Annotated in this window: 8 protein-coding genes and 2 pseudogenes; 3 read left to right on the forward strand and 7 right to left on the reverse strand. The window is 74.1% G+C overall.

The genetic code is table 11. The features are described from left to right. Positions 1 to 7: 7 nt before the first annotated feature. Both Q0994_RS26260 and Q0994_RS26265 read right to left on the reverse strand, forming a co-directional pair. On the reverse strand, positions 8 to 1,087 hold the full coding sequence (locus Q0994_RS26260) for a glutathione S-transferase family protein (RefSeq protein ID WP_299539006.1): 1,080 nt from the start codon (positions 1,085 to 1,087) through the stop codon (positions 8 to 10). Then, positions 1,084 to 2,541 (reverse strand): annotated as a pseudogene (locus Q0994_RS26265) (MFS transporter); the annotation flags it as partial. The gene Q0994_RS26260 and the pseudogene Q0994_RS26265, both read right to left, overlap by 4 nt. A gap of 538 nt (positions 2,542 to 3,079) precedes the next feature. Here Q0994_RS26265 and Q0994_RS26270 point away from each other — a divergent pair. Together Q0994_RS26270 and Q0994_RS26275 are read left to right on the forward strand one after the other, a co-directional pair. Next, positions 3,080 to 3,463: pseudogene (locus Q0994_RS26270) on the forward strand (VOC family protein); the annotation flags it as partial. Between the two features lie 582 nt (positions 3,464 to 4,045). After that, positions 4,046 to 6,457 carry an endonuclease/exonuclease/phosphatase family protein gene (locus tag Q0994_RS26275; RefSeq protein ID WP_299539009.1) on the forward strand — a complete coding sequence of 804 codons (2,412 nt, stop codon included), beginning with the start codon at positions 4,046 to 4,048 and terminating at the stop codon, positions 6,455 to 6,457. Between the two features lie 98 nt (positions 6,458 to 6,555). On the opposite strand, the gene Q0994_RS26280 is transcribed toward Q0994_RS26275, so the two are convergent. From Q0994_RS26280 to Q0994_RS26290, 3 genes are read right to left on the reverse strand one after another with little or no spacing between them, the layout of a single operon-like run. Next, a complete protein-coding gene (locus tag Q0994_RS26280) occupies positions 6,556 to 7,491 on the reverse strand; it encodes an alpha/beta fold hydrolase (protein WP_299539011.1) in 936 nt (311 codons plus the stop codon). 18 nt (positions 7,492 to 7,509) lie between these two features. Then, positions 7,510 to 8,775 carry a beta-ketoacyl synthase gene (locus Q0994_RS26285; protein WP_299539013.1) on the reverse strand — a complete coding sequence of 422 codons (1,266 nt, stop codon included), beginning with the start codon at positions 8,773 to 8,775 and terminating at the stop codon, positions 7,510 to 7,512. Next, entirely contained in the window at positions 8,772 to 9,005 is a 234-nt protein-coding gene (locus tag Q0994_RS26290) for an acyl carrier protein (RefSeq protein ID WP_299539015.1), read from the reverse strand. Before Q0994_RS26290 ends, Q0994_RS26285 begins: the two co-directional genes overlap by 4 nt. Before the next feature lie 429 nt (positions 9,006 to 9,434). Here Q0994_RS26290 and Q0994_RS26295 point away from each other — a divergent pair, with 429 nt between their 5' ends. Continuing rightward, entirely contained in the window at positions 9,435 to 10,988 is a 1,554-nt protein-coding gene (locus Q0994_RS26295; protein WP_299539018.1) for a peptidoglycan-binding protein, read from the forward strand. A 97-nt stretch (positions 10,989 to 11,085) separates the two neighbouring features. Here Q0994_RS26295 and Q0994_RS26300 read toward each other — a convergent pair whose 3' ends face one another. Both Q0994_RS26300 and Q0994_RS26305 read right to left on the reverse strand, forming a co-directional pair. Beyond that, a complete protein-coding gene (locus Q0994_RS26300; RefSeq protein ID WP_299539081.1) occupies positions 11,086 to 14,736 on the reverse strand; it encodes a S8 family serine peptidase in 3,651 nt (1,216 codons plus the stop codon). 230 nt (positions 14,737 to 14,966) lie between these two features. Next, on the reverse strand, positions 14,967 to 16,139 hold the full coding sequence (locus Q0994_RS26305) for an XdhC family protein (protein WP_299539021.1): 1,173 nt from the start codon (positions 16,137 to 16,139) through the stop codon (positions 14,967 to 14,969). Positions 16,140 to 16,155: the final 16 nt, after the last annotated feature.

Consider the following 16,155-nt stretch of genomic DNA (forward strand, 5'->3'; position numbering starts at 1 on the left):
TGGACGGTCACGGCCGGTGGCCGGGCGGGATCCGTTCGGCGTCCGGGACCGGGCCGGGCGGGGTGCCGTCCCCGAAGGGCCGTCCGCCGAGTTGCTCGCGGTGGTGCGGGGTGAGCCAGCCGGAGAGGTCGGGGCCGAGGGGGACGATGCCGGTCGGGTTGATGCCGGTGTGGACCTGGTAGTAGTGCCGCTTGATGTGGTCGAAGTCGACCGTGTCGCCGAACCCCGGGGTCTGGTAAAGGTCGCGGGCGTACGCCCACAGCACCGGGTCCTCGGTGAGCTTGTTCCGGTTGCACTTGAAGTGGCCGTGGTAGACGGCGTCGAAGCGTACGAGCGTGGTGAAGAGCCGGATGTCGGCTTCGGTCAGGGTGTCCCCGACGAGGTAGCGGCGGTCGGCGAGCCGGGCGGAGAGCTGGTCGAGGCGCGCGAACAGGGCGCGGAAGGCGGCCTCGTACGTCTCCTGGGTGTCCGCGAACCCGGCCCGGTAGACCCCGTTGTTGACGTCCCGGTAGATGCCCTCCATCACCTCGTCGATCTCGTCCCGGAGCCGCTCGGGGTAGAGGTCGGGAGCGCCGGGGCGGTGCAATGCGGTCCACTCGGTGGCGAGGTCGAGGGTGAGCTGCTGGTAGTCGTTGGTGACGAGGACGCCGGACGCCACGTCGATCACCGCGGGGACGCTGACGCCGCCCGGATAGCCGGTCTCCCGCGCGTCGTACGCCTCGCTGAGGTAGCGGATGCCGAGCACCGGGTCCCGGCCGCCCTCGTCGAGGGTGAAGCGCCAGCTGCGCTCGTCCTGGATCGGGTCGGCGACGGCCACCGGCAGGGCCTCCTCCAGGCCGAGGAGACGGCGGGAGACCAGCGCGCGGCTCGCCCAGGGGCAGGCGCGGCTGACGGCGAGGCGGTAGCGGCTGGCTGCGACCGGCCACCCGTCGCGGCCGTCGGCGGTGACGCGGTCGGCGAAGTGGCTGCGGGACCGCTTGAACGGCTTGTGGCCGTACGAGGCGTTGCCCTCCCGGCCGCCGTCCGCGCTTACGCCGCCGCCCTCGCCTTCGCCTTCGCTCCGCCGGTTGGCGTCGTCGTCCGTCATGTCGTGCTCCTCCCGCTGGTCGTGGTCCCGGGCGTGCCCGTTCCGTCCGCCGTACGCCTTCTGCCCCGGCGTCCCGTGATCACGTCCGCGACCGCCACCAGGAGGGAGGCGACGACGAAGGCGACCGAGACGATGAGCCCGTGGTCGTACCCGGTGGACCAGCCCTCCGGGCCGACCTGGGCGAAGAAGACCGATCCGACGGCGGCGATACCGATGGCCGAGCCGACGCGCTGGCCGGTCTGCAGAGTGCCGCCGGCCGCGCCGCCGTGCGCGACCGGCACGTCGGCCAGGGTGAGCGTCTGGTTGGGCGCGATGACCAGGCCGCTGCCGATCCCGGCCAGCAGCAGCGGCGCCGCCATCGCCCAGCCCGCGTTGTGGCCGGGCACCTGGTGCACGGCGAAGGCGGTACCGGCCAGTCCCACGGCCACCATGGCGAGTCCGACGACGACCAGCGGCCGGCCGAACCGCCCCACGAGTTTGCCGCCCAGCCCGGCCGCCGCGCCGGAGCCGAGGGCGAACGGGGTGATGGCGAGGCCCGCCTGCAGCGCGCTGTACTCCTCGCCGGACTGGAGGTAGAGGGTGGTGACGAAGAAGATCGAGGTGAACCCGGCGAAGTAGAGCAGGATGAGCAGGCACCCGAGCACGTACGAGTGCAGCCGGAACAGCGAGAGGTCCAGCAGCGGCTGCACCCGTCCCCCGGTGCAGCGGCGCTCCCACAGGACGAAGGCGACCAGCAGCACCGCGGCGACCGGCAGGAGCAGCCACTTCCGGGTGCCCGGCCACTGCTGGGACTGGACGAACGGCAGCAGCAGCGCCAGTACGCCCGCGCCCAGCAGCAGGACGCCGAAGGGATCGAGGTCGCGCGGCCGGACGCGGCCCGCCGACGGGGTGTCCGGCAGCAGTTTGCGGGCCAGCAGCAGGCAGACGATGCCGAGCGGCAGGTTGACGTAGAACACCCAGCGCCAGCCTTCCGCCGCGCCCGCGACCTGGATGAGCAGGCCGCCGAGGAGCGGGCCGACGGCGGTGGAGATGCCGACGACGGTGCCGAACATGCCGAACGCCCGGCCGCGTTCCCGGCCGGAGAACATCTGCTGGATGAGGGCGGAGATCTGCGGGGAGATCAGCGCGCCCGCCGCGCCCTGGACCAGTCGGGCGACGACCAGCCAGAGGCTCGACTGGGCGGCGCCGCAGGCGGCCGAGGCCAGGGTGAACAGGGCGAGGCCGACCATGAAGACCACCCGCCGCCCGCGCGCGTCACCCAGTCGGCCGGCCGGGACGAGGAAGAGGCCGAAGGCGAGGGCGTAGCCGGACAGCACCCATTGGAGGTCGGACTCGGGGGTGTGGAGCCCTTCGCGGATCGAGGGCAGCGCGACGTTGACGATGGAGACGTCCAGCAGCGTCATGAACCCCGCGACGAGGCAGACGGCGAGCGCCTTCCACCGGTGGGGGTCAGGGACGGAGCCGGACGCCGCGTCCTGCGGGGTCCCGCCGGAACCGGAAGCCGGGCCGTCCCCTCCCGCGCCGGGCGCCGGGCCGTCCCCGTCCGCGCCGGACGCCGGGCCGTCCCCGTCCGCGCCGGACGCCGAACCGCCCGCGGCCCCGTCCGAACCGGACGCCGAACCGCCCGCGGCCCGGTCCGAACCGGACGGCGCACCCGGAGCCTCGTCCGAACCGGAACCGCCTGGTCCCGACGCCCCGGACCCGTTCACTCCGGACCCCGACGCTCCGGATCCCCCCGCCCCGAACCCGTCCGCCCCGCCCCCCGACGCCCCCGGGCCGTCCGCTCCGGACCCGCCCGTGCCCGCGTCCGCGGGGTCGGAGCCCTTCGGGGTGCCGGGTTCCCCGCCGGCCCCCGGCCTGCCCGGTCGCGCCGCGCTGTCTGCCATGATCCGCACCCTAGAGGCTCCACCGGAGGCATGCATTCCTCATCCCGTCGGCGCGCCGGGGCGCCCCTGCGGCGTGCGGCGGCCGGGCGGGGGTACCCGCAGGGACATGACTGTCGAGAAAACGAGCGTGCTCGTCCTGGACTGTGCCGAGCCCATCGAACTGGCCGGCTTCTACGCCCAACTGCTCGGCGCGGAGACCCGCGTCGGGAGCGACCCCGACTTCATCGAGGTCGTCGGCCAGCGGGGGGTGCACCTGGCGATCCACCGCGACCACGGGTACGCGCCGCCGAGCTGGCCCCGGCCGGAGGACTCCCAGCAGGCGCACCTGCGCATCGTCGTGGCCGAGGAGGACATGGACGAGGCGGAGCGCGAGGCCATCGGCCTCGGGGCGCGCCCGGTCGAGACGAAGGACAACAGCGGCCCCCGCGACGTCCGGGTCTACAGCGACCCGGCGGGGCACTCCTTCTCGCTCGCCGTCTATCCGCTCCAGGGCGCGGCCCTCGCCGAGGCGCAGGGCACCCTCCCTCCGGCGACCGGGGCGGCGATGCCTGCCGCACCGGTGGCGGCCGGCCCGGTCTCCGCGGACCCGCTCTCCACGGGCCAGGCGCCAACCTCGGGTGCGGTGCCGGCCTCGGGTGCGGTGCCGGCGGGCGACGGAGCGTAGGCACGGCCGGCACACGGGCGCACGGGAGGCACGGCGGCACGCGGCCCGGTGCGGCGGCGCACGAGACCGGTACGGTGCACGGGCGCACGGCAGCCGACACGGCGGCGCACGGGTCGGCCCCCGGGACCCGCGCCCTCCCGTCGCGCCCCGCCCGGTCTCCGTCGCGCCCCCGCCCGGTCTCCGTCGCGCCCCCGCCCGGCCTCCCGCCGCCCCGCCCGGCCCTATCGCGCCCAGTCTCCGCGCCCCGTCGCGCGCGCCCACCGCGCGGCCCACGCGGACGGAGGGCGGGCCCCGGCGTCGGGGTCCGCTCATGCACACGATGCGTGGAATTAACCTCTGACTTCTTGTCACAGCCCGTTCTACGCGCATAGCTTGCTGCTCTCATCCTTATTCTTGGGGGCAGCCGCCGTGCAGATATCCCGACCCCGTTCCGCCGCGCTGGCCGCAGCCGTCGCCGTCGCCCTGTCGGTGACGGCGCTGCCCGCGGCCTTCGCCGTTCCCTCCGCCACCGCCGTGATCTCCGAGGTCTACGGCGGCGGGGGCAACTCCGGTGCGACGCTGACCCGCGACTTCATCGAGCTGGGCAACGCCGGGACGGCCTCGCTCGACCTCGCGGGCTACACCGTCCAGTACCTGCCGGGCACCCCGTCGGCCGGTTCGCTCTGGCAGGTCTCGACGCTGACCGGCTCCGTCGCGCCGGGCGGACGCTACCTGGTCGCCGAGGCGGCCGGCACCGGCGGCACGGTGGCTCTGCCGACCGCCGACGCGACCGGCACCGTCGCGATGTCCGCGACGAGCGGCACGGTCGCCCTGGTCTCCGGCTCGGCCCCGCTGACCTGCAAGACCGCCGCCGACTGCGCGGCGGACACCCGGATCGTGGACCTCGTCGGCTACGGCAGCGCCGTGGTCCGCGAGACGACCCCGGTGACCGGCAGCTCCGCGACCGCCTCCGTTGCCCGTGCCGCGTCGCTCGCGGACACCGACGACAACGCCGCCGACCTGGCGGCCGGCGCGCCCACGCCGGTCAACACCGCGGGCGGGACGTCCGGCGGCGGCGGTCCGGAGGACCCGGGCGGCCCGACCGAGCCGGGCACCGTGCGGATCCACGACATCCAGGGCACCACCCGGCTGTCGCCGCTGGACGGGCAGACGCTCACCGGCGTACCCGGCGTCGTCACCGCCGTGCGCGCCTCGGGCTCACGCGGCTTCTGGATCCAGGACACCGCCCCGGACGCGGACGCCCGGACCAGCGAGGCCGTCTTCGTCTACACCGGCTCGGCCGCGCCGGCCGTCGCCGTCGGCGACTCGGTCCTGGTCAGCGGCAAGGTGGACGAGTACGCCCCGTCCGCCACCACCCAGTCGATCACCGAGATCACCGCCCCGAAGACCACCGTGCTGTCCTCCGGCAACGCGCTGCCCGCGCCGGTGGTGCTGGACGCCGCCGCGGTCCCGGCCGGGTACGCGCCCACGGCGGGCGGCGCTTCCGTCGAGTCGCTTCCGCTGGACCCGGCGACGTACGCGCTGGACCTGTACGAGTCGCTGGAGGGCGTCCGGGTCGAGATCGCGGACACCCGGGTGACCGGGGCGACGACCGCGTACGGCGAGGTCTGGGTGACGGTCGAGCCGCGGCAGAACCCGACGGTGCGCGGTGGCACGCTGTACGCCTCGTACACCGACCAGAACACCGGGCGCATCAAGGTGATGTCGCTGGACGCGGCCCGGCCGGTGCCGACGGCGGACGTGGGCGACGTGCTCACCGGCCGGAGCGTCGGGGTGGTGGACTACGACTCGTACGGCGGCTACAACCTCCAGGCGACCGAGCTGGGCACGCTCCAGGACAACGGGCTGCGGCGCGAGGTGACCCGCAAGCAGAAGAAGCGGGAACTGGCGGTCGCCACGTACAACGTGGAGAACCTCGACGCGCTGGACGACCAGGCGAAGTTCGACACCCTCGCCGCGGGCGTGGCCGTCAACCTCTCGTCGCCGGACATCGTGTCGCTGGAGGAGATCCAGGACGACAACGGCGCGGTGAACGACGGCACGGTCGGCTCCGAGGGGACGCTGAAGCGGTTCACCGACGCGATCGTGGCGGCGGGCGGCCCCCGGTACGCGTGGCGCTACGTCGCTCCCGAGGACGGCAAGGACGGCGGCGAGCCGGGCGGCAACATCCGCAACGTCTTCCTGTTCAACCCGGAGCGGGTGTCCTTCGTGGACCGGCCCGGCGGCGACGCGACGACGCCGGTCACGGCGGTGAAGACCCGCAAGGGCGTCACCCTGTCGGCTTCGCCGGGCCGGATCGACCCGGCGAGCACCGCGTGGAACAGCAGCCGCAAGCCGCTGGTCGGGGAGTTCAGCTTCCGCGGCGAGCCGGTGTTCGTCATCGGCAACCACTTCGCCTCCAAGGGCGGCGACCAGCCGCTGCACGGCCGCTACCAGGAGCCCGCGCGCAGTTCGGAGACGCAGCGGGTGCAGCAGGCCGCCGAGGTCAACGCGTTCGTCACCTCGCTGCTGAAGGCGGACAAGGACGCCCGGGTGATCACGCTCGGCGACCTGAACGACTTCGCGTTCTCCCCTACCATGTCGGCGCTGACCGCGGACCGGGTGCTCAGGCCGCTGATCACCACGCTGCCGCGGAACGAGCAGTACAGCTACGTCTACGACGGCAACTCCCAGACGCTGGACCACATCCTGACGAGCCCCGGCATCCGCCGGTTCGACTACGACGTGGTGCACATCAACGCGGAGTTCGCGGACCAGGCCAGCGACCACGACCCGCAGATCGTGCGGGTCGACGTCAAGGGCGGCGGCCACGGCCGCTGACGTACCGCACGACGGTGGGGCCGCCCCGGCGGCCCCACCTCACCGGGTGCGCCCCGCGGCCCCGCCGGGAACCTGCCACGGCCCACCGGGCGGACCGCTCAGTGGCTCGGGGCGTACGGAGCCGGGTCCTCCTCGCGCCGGACGCCCGGGACCCGCGCCGGCGGGCGGTCGGCTGGCAGCGGCCGGTCGGTGAAGAAGGCCGCGACCAGTTCGGCCACGTCGTCGGCGCGTTCGAGGACGACCCAGTGGTCGGAGTCGGCCAGGGTCCGGAAGCCGGCGCCGGCGGCGGCGGCGAACTCCCGCTGGGCGCCGGCCGGGGTCACCGTGTCGTGCTCCCCGGCGAAGACCAGGGTGCGCACCGCGGAGAGGGTGCCGCCGAAGCCGGGCCGGTCGGCGGTCGCCCGGACGAGCGCGTCCGCCGCGTGCGGGGAGGAGGCGAGGGCGTGCAGGAACGAGCGCCGGACGTACCGGCGCGCCAGCTCCCTGCGGTGCACGTGGCGTCGGGGGTCGAGGCACATCAGGGCGTCCGCCGCGCGGGCCGCGAACTCCTCCCGTTGGCCGGCCTCCAGCAGGGACACCGCCTGCTGCCAGGCGTGCCGTTGTGCGTCGGTGACGTGCAACGGCAGTCCGCCGAGCGCCAGCCGGGCGACGCGTCCGGGATGGTGGACCGCCCAGTCGTGGGCGAGGGCGGAGCCGTAGGAGAAGCCGAAGAGGTTGACGCGGGGTGCGCCGAGGCCGTCGGCGACGGCGGTCAGCGCCCGGCGCAGGACCGGTGCGGCGGGGCCGGGCGGCAGGGGGTCCGCGCCGCCCATGCCGGGCAGGTCGGCGGTGACCACGTCGGTGACGGCGCCGAGGTGGTCGTCCATCTGGGGCCAGCCGTGCATCCCCTGGAGCGCGCCGCCGATGACGACGGCGGGTTCGGTGACGGGGCCGGTGGGTGTGCCGGTGCGGCGCAGCACCCGGTAGGAGAAGCGCACCCCGTCCACCGAGAGGTGGCGCACGGTCTCTTCGCCGGTGTCGGCGCGGGTCGTCATCGTCGTTCTCCTCGGCCGTCAGGCCCTGGACAGGACGAGCGCGGCATTGTGCCCGCCGAAGCCCAGGGACGTCTTGACGGCGTGGTCGAACCGGTGCGGCCTGGCTTCCTTGGACACCACCTCGACGGGGATCTCCGGGTCCGGTACGTCGAGGTTGACCGTGGGCGGCACGAGCTGGTGCTGGAGCGCGAGGACGGTCAGCGCCGCCTCGATGCCGCCGGCCGCGCCCAGGGTGTGGCCGGTCATGGCCTTGGTGGAGGTGACCAGGGCGCCGTCGCCGAGGACACGGTGCAGCATGGTCGCCTCGATGAGGTCGTTGGCGACGGTCGAGGTGCCGTGCGCGTTGACGTGGCCGATGTCGGCGCCGGTCAGTCCGGCGTCGGCGAGCGCGGTGCGCAGGGCCCGTTCGATGCCGAGGCCGCCCGGTTCGGGGGCCACCACGGAGTGGGCGTCGCTGGCGGCGCCGTAGCCGTCGACGCGGGCGCGGACGGTGGCGCCGCGGGCGCGGGCGTGGTCGGGGTGTTCCAGGACGAGGAGTCCGGCCCCCTCACCGACGACGAAGCCGTCGCGGTGGGTGTCGAAGGGGCGGCAGGCCGACTGCGGGTCGTCGCGGCGGGTGGAGACGGCGCGCATCCGGCAGGCGCTGGCGATGAGCAGCCGGGAGCAGGTGGATTCGGCGCCGCCGGCCACGACGATGTCGCAGGCCCCGGTGCGCAGCAGTTGGTGCGCGGTGCCGAGGGCGACGGTGCCGGAGGAGCAGGCGGTGGAGACGGCGAGGCTGGGGCCGTGCACGCCGAGGTCCATGGCGACGCTGCTGGCGGCGCCGTTGACGACGACGAGCGGGGCGAGCTTCGGGGAGACGCGGCGGGGGCCGCGTTCGGTGAGCGCGGTGTGCTGCGCGTCGTAGAAGGGCAGTCCGCCGTGGGCGGAGCCGATGACGACGCCGACCCGGCCGCTGTCCCAGACGGAGGCGTCGAGTCCGGCGTCGGCGACCGCCTCACGGGCGGCGATCACGGCGAGCTGGGCGAAGCGGTCCATCAGCCGCAGGGCGGCCACGCCGAGGGCGGCGGTGGTGTCGAGCCCGTCGACGCTGTAGAAGAAGTCGCATTCCAGGCCCTCCAGTTCGGGCCGGTGCGGGACGTGGGGGGCGTCGCCCGCGCCGCACGCGCCGCGCCAGGCGGCGTCGGCGCCGACGCCCGCGGCGGTGACGAGTCCGACGCCGGTGACGGCGGCGCGGAAGGGTTCCGGGCGGGGCGGCGACCAGCCGGCCGGGCGGCCGGTCACGCGGCGGCCTTGTCGCGCACGGCGGCCACCAGGTGGCCGACGGTGTCGCGGGAGGTGAGGACGACGTCCTCCAGGTCGACGCTCATCCGGTCCTCGATGAGCAGCCGCAGTTCTTCCAGCGCGAGTGAGTCCAGCCGCAGCCGCCGGAGCGGCACGTCGTCCGCGATCGCCTGCCGATCGGTTCCGAAGTGCGCTACCAGCAGGTCGCTGATCTGTTCCGAGGTGCTCATGCGGCGCTCCTCCGCTCGGGGACGCGGTGACGCCTGCCGCGTGGGGGATGAGGTGGGCCATCGGGGGACGCCGGCTGCTCCGAAGGGCCCTTTATACGCCTTCGGCGGACATGATCGGCTCCTCGTTCCCCCGTGCGGTGGGCCTCTGCGCAGGTGTACGAATTCCCGGCCCCGCCCAGCCTCCACGAGCGGCCCGCACTCCCGTTCGAGCGGCCTCCCCGCTGGTCCGACCGGGCAGACCTGGCGGCGGCACAGCTCCGCCTCCCTTTTTACTGACGCCCCGTCACTTACCTTTCCTGTAGGGCGCATTGACGCGCCCGCACGCATTGTCATGCCCCTGCCCCGCCGATACCCTGGGCCCGCTCGGCGGCCCGGGCCCACCCCACCGGGCCGGGGCCGCCGTCACCCCCCACACGAGCAGGAGCACACATGTCCAGACACCCCTCGGGCCACCCGCGGCGCACCGCCTCCGCACTCGCCGTCCTCACCGCGACCGCCGTCCTCACCGCCGCGCTGCCCGCCCTGGCCGCCCCCGCCGCGGACGCCGAAACCACCCTCAACAGCGCCTTCGCGCGGGCCGCCACCGCCTACGACGTGCCGCGCGACCTGCTCGCCGCGGTCGGCTACGGCGAGACGCACCTCGACGACCACGGCGGCGCCCCCAGCCAGGCCAACGGCTACGGGGTGATGCACCTGGCCAGCAACCCCTCCACCCACTCGCTGGAGCGCGCCGCGGCGCTGACCGGCGCCCCGGTGGCCCGGCTGCGCGAGGACAGCGCGGCCAACATCCTGGGCGGCGCCGCCGTGCTGCGCGAGCACGCGGACGCCCTCGGGCTCGGGCGCGACGACCGCCGGGACGTCGACGCCTGGTACACCGCCGTCGCCCGCTACGGCGGCGCGGAGGGCGCGGCGGCCGAGCTGTACGCGGACGCCGTGTACGCCTTCCTCGCCGAGGGCATCCGCGTCACCACCCCGGACGGCGAGAGCGTCACCGTCCCGTCCCGGCCGGTGGCGCCCGAGAAGGGCGCGCTCGGCGCTCCGGGCATCGCGGCGGCTAGCACGGACTACCCGTCGGCGCTGTGGGTGCCGGCGCACGCGAACAACTTCAAGGTGGGCCGCGCGGAGGCGATCGACAAGGTCGTCATCCACGTCACCCAGGGCTCGTACGCGGGCTCCATCAGCTGGTTCCAGAACTCCACGTCCCAGGTCAGCGCCCACTACGTGGTCCGCTCCTCGGACGGCGAGATCACCCAGACCGTGCGCGAGGCCAACACCGCCTACCACGCGAAGAGCGCCAACGCCTCCTCGGTCGGCATCGAGCACGAGGGGTGGGTGGACGACCCGTCCTGGTTCACCGACTCGATGTACCGCTCGTCCGCCGCGCTGACCGCCAGCCTCTGCGCCCGGTACGGCATCCCGAAGGACCGGGCCCACGTCATCGGGCACAGCGAGGCGCCGGGCAACGACCACACCGACCCCGGGCCGAACTGGAACTGGACCTACTACATGCAGCTGGTCGGCGGCAGCACCGGCGGCAGCAGCGACGTGCTGAGCTTCACCTCGTACGCCACCCTGCGGTCGGGATCCACCGGGGCGCAGGTCAAGGCGGTCCAGCAGCTCCTCAACGACCAGGGGTACGGGGCCGGCGCCGTGGACGGGATCTTCGGCTCCGGCACCACGAGCGCGGTCAAGGCGTTCCAGTCGGCACGCGGGCTGACCGCCGACGGCGTCGTGGGGGCCAAGTCCTGGACGGCGCTGCTCTCGGCGGGGACGACGCCCACGCTGAGCCAGGGCGCGACCGGCGACCCGGTCAAGCGGCTCCAGCGGGCCCTGACGGCGGCGCTCGGCTCGACCGTGGGCATCGACGGCAGCTTCGGACCGGCCACCCTCACGGCGGTACGCAGCTACCAGACGAGCCGCGGCCTCTCCGTGGACGGCGCGGTGGGCCCGGCGACCTGGGCGGCGCTCCAGGCGGGCCGCTGACCGGGACGGCGGACCGGCCAGGACGGCGGACGGCCCCGCATCTCCCCCGTGGCGGGGCAGGTGCGGGGCCGTCGTGCGAACAGCCTTGCTCAGCCGGTCACTTCAGGCCGAAGGCCCGGATGATCTCCTGGTCCACGCCGAGGCCGCCGGGGCCCTGGGCGCGCACCTTCAGGGAGACCGAGGAGGCCCCCTTCTTCGGCGTCCGGAACTTCGCGGTCCACTCGCCCGAACCGGTCTTGCGGAGCTGGACCGGGGTCCAGTGCGCGCCGTCGTCGTAGCTGACGGAGAGCGAGGCCGTCGTGGCCCGCACGGCGCCGTCGAGCCACGCCTGCGTGCCGGCGTCCAGGCCGAGTTCGACCTCGCCGCCGGCCTTCACGTCACCGGCGAGGCTGGTGTCGACGTCGTAGTCGAGCTGGAGCAGCGGGATGTCCTGCTGGGAGTAGCCCTCACCGGGGATCTGCCCCGAGAGGAAGTTCCACTCGGTGTGGGTGCGCGTCGAGGTCTTCCAGGTCCCGGCATCGCGTCGCGCGTCGAGGACCAGGCGGTAGGGCAGCTTCTCCGGCGACAGGTCCCAGGCGTATCCGGCCCGGCCTGCGCCCTCCTTGATCAGCTTGCCGCCCTGGTAGAAGGCGTAGGAGGTGGTGTCGTACTCGTCCTCGGGCATGGCGCCCGAGTGCCCCTCGCCCGAGTCCGTCCACGGGGTGATGTTGAACTGGATGTCGTTGTAGCCGGTGCGGAACGGACCCCAGTAGCCGGTGCCCAGACGCGGGCCGGTGACCGGGGCGAACCAGTCGGCGCGGTAGGTGCGGCCGGCCGTGTAGTCCAGGTCGGTGCTGCGCATCTCGACGGCGGTGCCCGTGCCGGCGGCGTTCAGGATCGAGTGGTTCTCGTACCAGAACGAGTCGCCGGGCAGCGGGGTGACCCACTCCTCGCGGACCGACGGGTACTGCTCGTACTCCTCGAAGCCCACGCCGGGACCGTAGTCCGGGATGTCGTAGCGGTAGCCGCCGCCGAGCGTCGTCTTGTCGCCGTAGAAGGTGTTCTCCACCTTGGCGAGCTGACGCGAGGACGGGGCGAAGGCCAGCGAGCGGTCCGGGACCGTGCCGTCGTGGCGGTCGACCAGGTCGTAGACGTAGTCGGCGTACCGCTTCTGGTCGACGTCGATCTTCTTGCCCCGCTGGGCGGCACGGATCAGCGACTGGCCGGCCAGGTGCTGGGCCGAGGCGATCGGGATGGTGGTCTCGGTGCCGTACTCGGTGTACGACTCCAGCAGCGCGCCGCGTCCGTCGTTGACGACGAACAGCGCCTCGGCACCCGCGGCGAGCGCGTTGGCCAGCCGCTCCTCGGGGGCGACCGCGTCGCTGCGGTTCACGACCACGGCCTTGCCCTTGGCGTTGAGCCGCTTGTAGGCCGCGGCGCCGCCGTCACCGGCGTACACGGCGGTCAGCTTGCGCCGGCTGTCCTCCGCGACGTCGGCGCCGTTCTGGACGGTGACGGGGACGTCGTCGCCGTCCGCCGTCACGTCGACCAGTTCCTCGCTGAGGCGCCAGCGGGTGAGGAAGCTGAAGCTGCCCCGGGTGACCTTCTTGGTGGGGGACGCCCAGAGCTGGTCGTACATCGGCGGGATCTGGTAGGCGTCGCGCTGGACGGTTCCGTCGGGCGCGGTCCGTGCCATGTCGTAGCGGAGCTGCCGGGTCTCGGTCTCCCGGGGCGCCTTGGCGCTGATCCTGCGCGCCTTGGAGGCGTCGAGCGTGATGGTGGCGGTGCCCTTGCCGTCGACGATCGTCTCGGGTGCGGCCAGGAAGGCGATCGCCTGCGCGTCGGAGCGGTCGCCGGGGACGTCCACGGAGGCCCAGGCGGTGTAGTTGCCCGGAAGGACCCGCAGGGTGGTCTCGCCGGAGACGTTCACGGGGTCGAGCTGGCCGCCCAGGGCGCCGAAGACGACGGTGCCGTCCATCGGCTTGCCGGAGCGGTCCTTCAGCTTGATCGTGACGTCGTAGCGCTCCTCCTCCTTGGCGACCGCGAAGCCGGTGCGGGCGACGGTCCGGCCCGCGGCGTCGGTGGCGAGCACCTGGCCGGAGAAGGTGGTGGGCGCGGCGACCTGCTGGGGGTCGATGGACAGGACCGCGTCGGCGGACGAGCCGGCCGGGACGGTCAGCTTCTGCGTGGAGAGGGTGTACGCCGCCGCGTCGGTGCCGGTCGACAGGTTCAGCGTCACGTCCTGGGCACCGGAGTTGGTGTAGGTGACGGTGCGCTCGGCGACCTCGTCGGACGCGTCGTGCGGCCACGTGTAGTCGGCGACCTCGACCGAGCCGGTGGCCGTGATCGTGCTGTCCAGGGCGGACTTGACGTCGATGCGGCCGGTGCCCTGCTCGTACGGCGTGTACGGCAGTTCGGTGGCCGTGCTCATCAGCGCGTCCTTGATGCGCTGGCCGGTCCAGTCGGGGTGGCGCTGCTTCAGGATGGCGGCGGCGCCGGCGACGTGCGGCGTGGCCATCGAGGTGCCGGACATCGACTGGTACATGCCCTGGATGTTCGGCACGGACTGCGAGGCGGCGGCGTTGATGTCGACGCCGGGGGCGGAGACGTCGGGCTTCAGGCCGTTGGTGCCCACCAGCGGGCCCATGGAGGAGAAGTCGGCCCGGCCGTCCTGCTTGTCGACGGCGGCGACGGTGAGCGCCTTCTCCGCGGAACCGGGCGCGCCGATGGTGCCGGCGCCGTAGGCGTTGCCCGCGGCGATGACGAACAGCGGTCCGCCGTCGGCCGACAGGGCGTTCACCGCCTGGGCCATGGGGTCGGTGCCGCCGTCCGGGACGGGCGAGCCGAGGCTCATGGAGACGACGTCGGCGCCTTCGGCCTTCGCCCACTCCATCGCCTCGATGATGCCCGAGTCCGCGCCTTCGCCGCTGTCGCCGAGCACCTTGCCGACGAGGAGTCCGGCGGAGGGGGCGACGCCCTTGTTGCGTCCGTCGGAGGCGGCGCCGGAGCCGGCGATGGTGGACGCCACGTGGGTGCCGTGGCCGTGCTTGTCGTCGACCCCCTCGCCGGGGACGAAGCTCCTGGCCTCCAGGACGCGGTCCTTGACGTCCGGGTGGTCCTCGTCGATGCCGGTGTCGAGGACGGCGACCTTGATGCCCTTGCCGTCGTAGCCCTCCTCCCACGCCGCGGGGGCGTTGATCCGGGGCACCGACTCCGCCAGAGTCGCCTCGGCCTTGCCGTCCAGCCAGAGCTTGGCGATGCCGTTGTCGAGCGAACGCGCGGTGGCCGTGCGGGCGATGTCGCTCCAGAAGGTGCGCACCTGCGCCTTGTCGGTCCTGAGCGCGGCGCCGTGGATCGAGGAGAGGGTGCGGACCTTGTCGGACCCGGCCGGGGCGGCGGGAAGCGAACGGGCCCTGCTCGCGGGGTAGGTGGCGATCAGCGGGATGCCGCCGGACCGCTCGTCGTCGTACCCCATCGCGACCAGTGTGGAGATGTTGAACAGCCGGCGGTCGAGCTTGCCCGCGGCGAGCAGCGAGGTGGCCTCGTCGGGGAGGACGTAGAGGTCGTCGCCCGCCTGCTGGACGTGCACACCGCCGGTCGCGCCCTCGGGGCGGTCGACGGTGACGGTGTCCTGGTCCCCCGCGCCGTCCACGTAGTGCACGACGTCACCGGTGACCAGGGTGATGTCGTAGCTCTGGGGATCGGCCGCCCGGCGGCTCTCGGCCTGCGTCGGGGAGGCGGCGGAAGCGGAACCCGCGGCGGGGAGCATCACGCCGCTCACCAGCGCGACCGACGTGGCTATCAGGAGGGCTCTGCGTCCCGTGCGAGCGGGTCTCGCCCGGCCCGAAACGGAGGAGGCTGAAAATGTCATGCTGTTGATCTACCGGTAAATGCGGGGCCACGACTCGGTTCCCTGCTGGCAGGAATGCGCCGTGGCGGCAACCCGCCCGCGCCGGACACCCGGTTGCCACGGGCCCGGTCGCCTGCCCCCGACTGCCCTCAGCCGACCGTCGGGACGGTCGTCGGGGCGTCCTCGTGGTGGATCGGGACGCCCGCCCCGTTGAGCGGGGCGCCGCTGCCGCCCCGGCGCTCGGCGACGATCTCCGCGACGATGGACAGCGCGGTCTCCTCCGGGGTGCGTGCCCCGAGGTCGAGGCCGATCGGCGAGCGCAGCCGGGCCAGTTCGGCCTCGGTGACGCCCGCCTCGCGCAGCCGCTCCATCCGGTCCAGGTGGGTGCGGCGGGAGCCCATGGCGCCGATGTATCCGGCCGGCAGCCGCAGCGCGGTCTCCAGCAGCGGCACGTCGAACTTGGGGTCGTGGGTGAGGACGCAGAGCACCGTCCGGGCGTCCACCTCGGTGGCGGCGAGGTACCGGTGCGGCCAGTCGGCCACCACCTCGTCGGCCTCCGGGAAGCGGGCGGAGGTGGCGAAGACCGGGCGGGCGTCGCAGACGGTGACCCGGTACCCGAGGAACCTGCCCGCCCGAACGAGGGCCTGGGCGAAGTCGATCGCGCCGAAGACGATCATGCGGGGCGGTTCCACGCTCGATTCGACGAGCAGGGTGATGGGCTGTCCGCAGTGGCTGCCCTCCGCGCCGACGGTGAGCGTCCCGGTGCGCCCGGCGCCGAGCAGGGCGTACGCCTCGGCGGCCACCGTCCGGTCCAGCGCCGGGTGGCCGCCCAGGCCGCCGGTGTACGGGACGCCGCCGCCGGCCTGCGGGTCGCCGGGTCCGTCGGTGTCCACCAGGAGGGCCCGGCCGAGGAGTTCGGCGGGTCCGTCGGTGACCCGGGCGAGCGCCGCCGGCCGCCGCCCCGCGGCGGCGGCCAGGGCGGCGGCGTACACCGGACGGCCGGGGTCCGCCGCCCGGACCGGCACCACCAGGACGTCGATGACGCCGCCGCAGGTCAGGCCCACGGCGAAGGCGTCCTCGTCGCTGTAGCCGAACCGTTCCCGCACGGGCAGGCCGTCGTCCAGGGCCTGCGCGCACAGTTCGTACACGGCGCCCTCGACGCAGCCGCCGGAGACCGAGCCGACGACCGCGCCGTCCCGGTCGACGGCGAGCGCGGCCCCCGGCTGCCGGGGGGCGCTGCCGGTGACGGCGACGACCGTGGCGACGGCGAAGTCGCGGCCCTCCTCGGCCCATCGGTGCAGTTCGGCGGCGATGTCCAGCATGGCGGGTCTCCTTCGG

The organism is uncultured Streptomyces sp. (genome assembly GCF_947488945.1).
Taxonomy (GTDB): domain Bacteria; phylum Actinomycetota; class Actinomycetes; order Streptomycetales; family Streptomycetaceae; genus Streptomyces.

What these genes read in the sequence shown, in the direction of transcription:
- Q0994_RS26260 (WP_299539006.1), bottom strand. Translation starts at nt 1,087, where the DNA reads ATGACGGACGACGACGCCAACCGGCGGAGCGAAGGCGAAGGCGAGGGC.
- Q0994_RS26280 (WP_299539011.1), bottom strand. Translation starts at nt 7,491, where the DNA reads ATGACGACCCGCGCCGACACCGGCGAAGAGACCGTGCGCCACCTCTCG.
- Q0994_RS26290 (WP_299539015.1), bottom strand. Translation starts at nt 9,005, where the DNA reads ATGAGCACCTCGGAACAGATCAGCGACCTGCTGGTAGCGCACTTCGGA.
- Q0994_RS26295 (WP_299539018.1), top strand. Translation starts at nt 9,435, where the DNA reads ATGTCCAGACACCCCTCGGGCCACCCGCGGCGCACCGCCTCCGCACTC.
- Q0994_RS26300 (WP_299539081.1), bottom strand. Translation starts at nt 14,736, where the DNA reads ATGCTCCCCGCCGCGGGTTCCGCTTCCGCCGCCTCCCCGACGCAGGCC.
- Q0994_RS26305 (WP_299539021.1), bottom strand. Translation starts at nt 16,139, where the DNA reads ATGCTGGACATCGCCGCCGAACTGCACCGATGGGCCGAGGAGGGCCGC.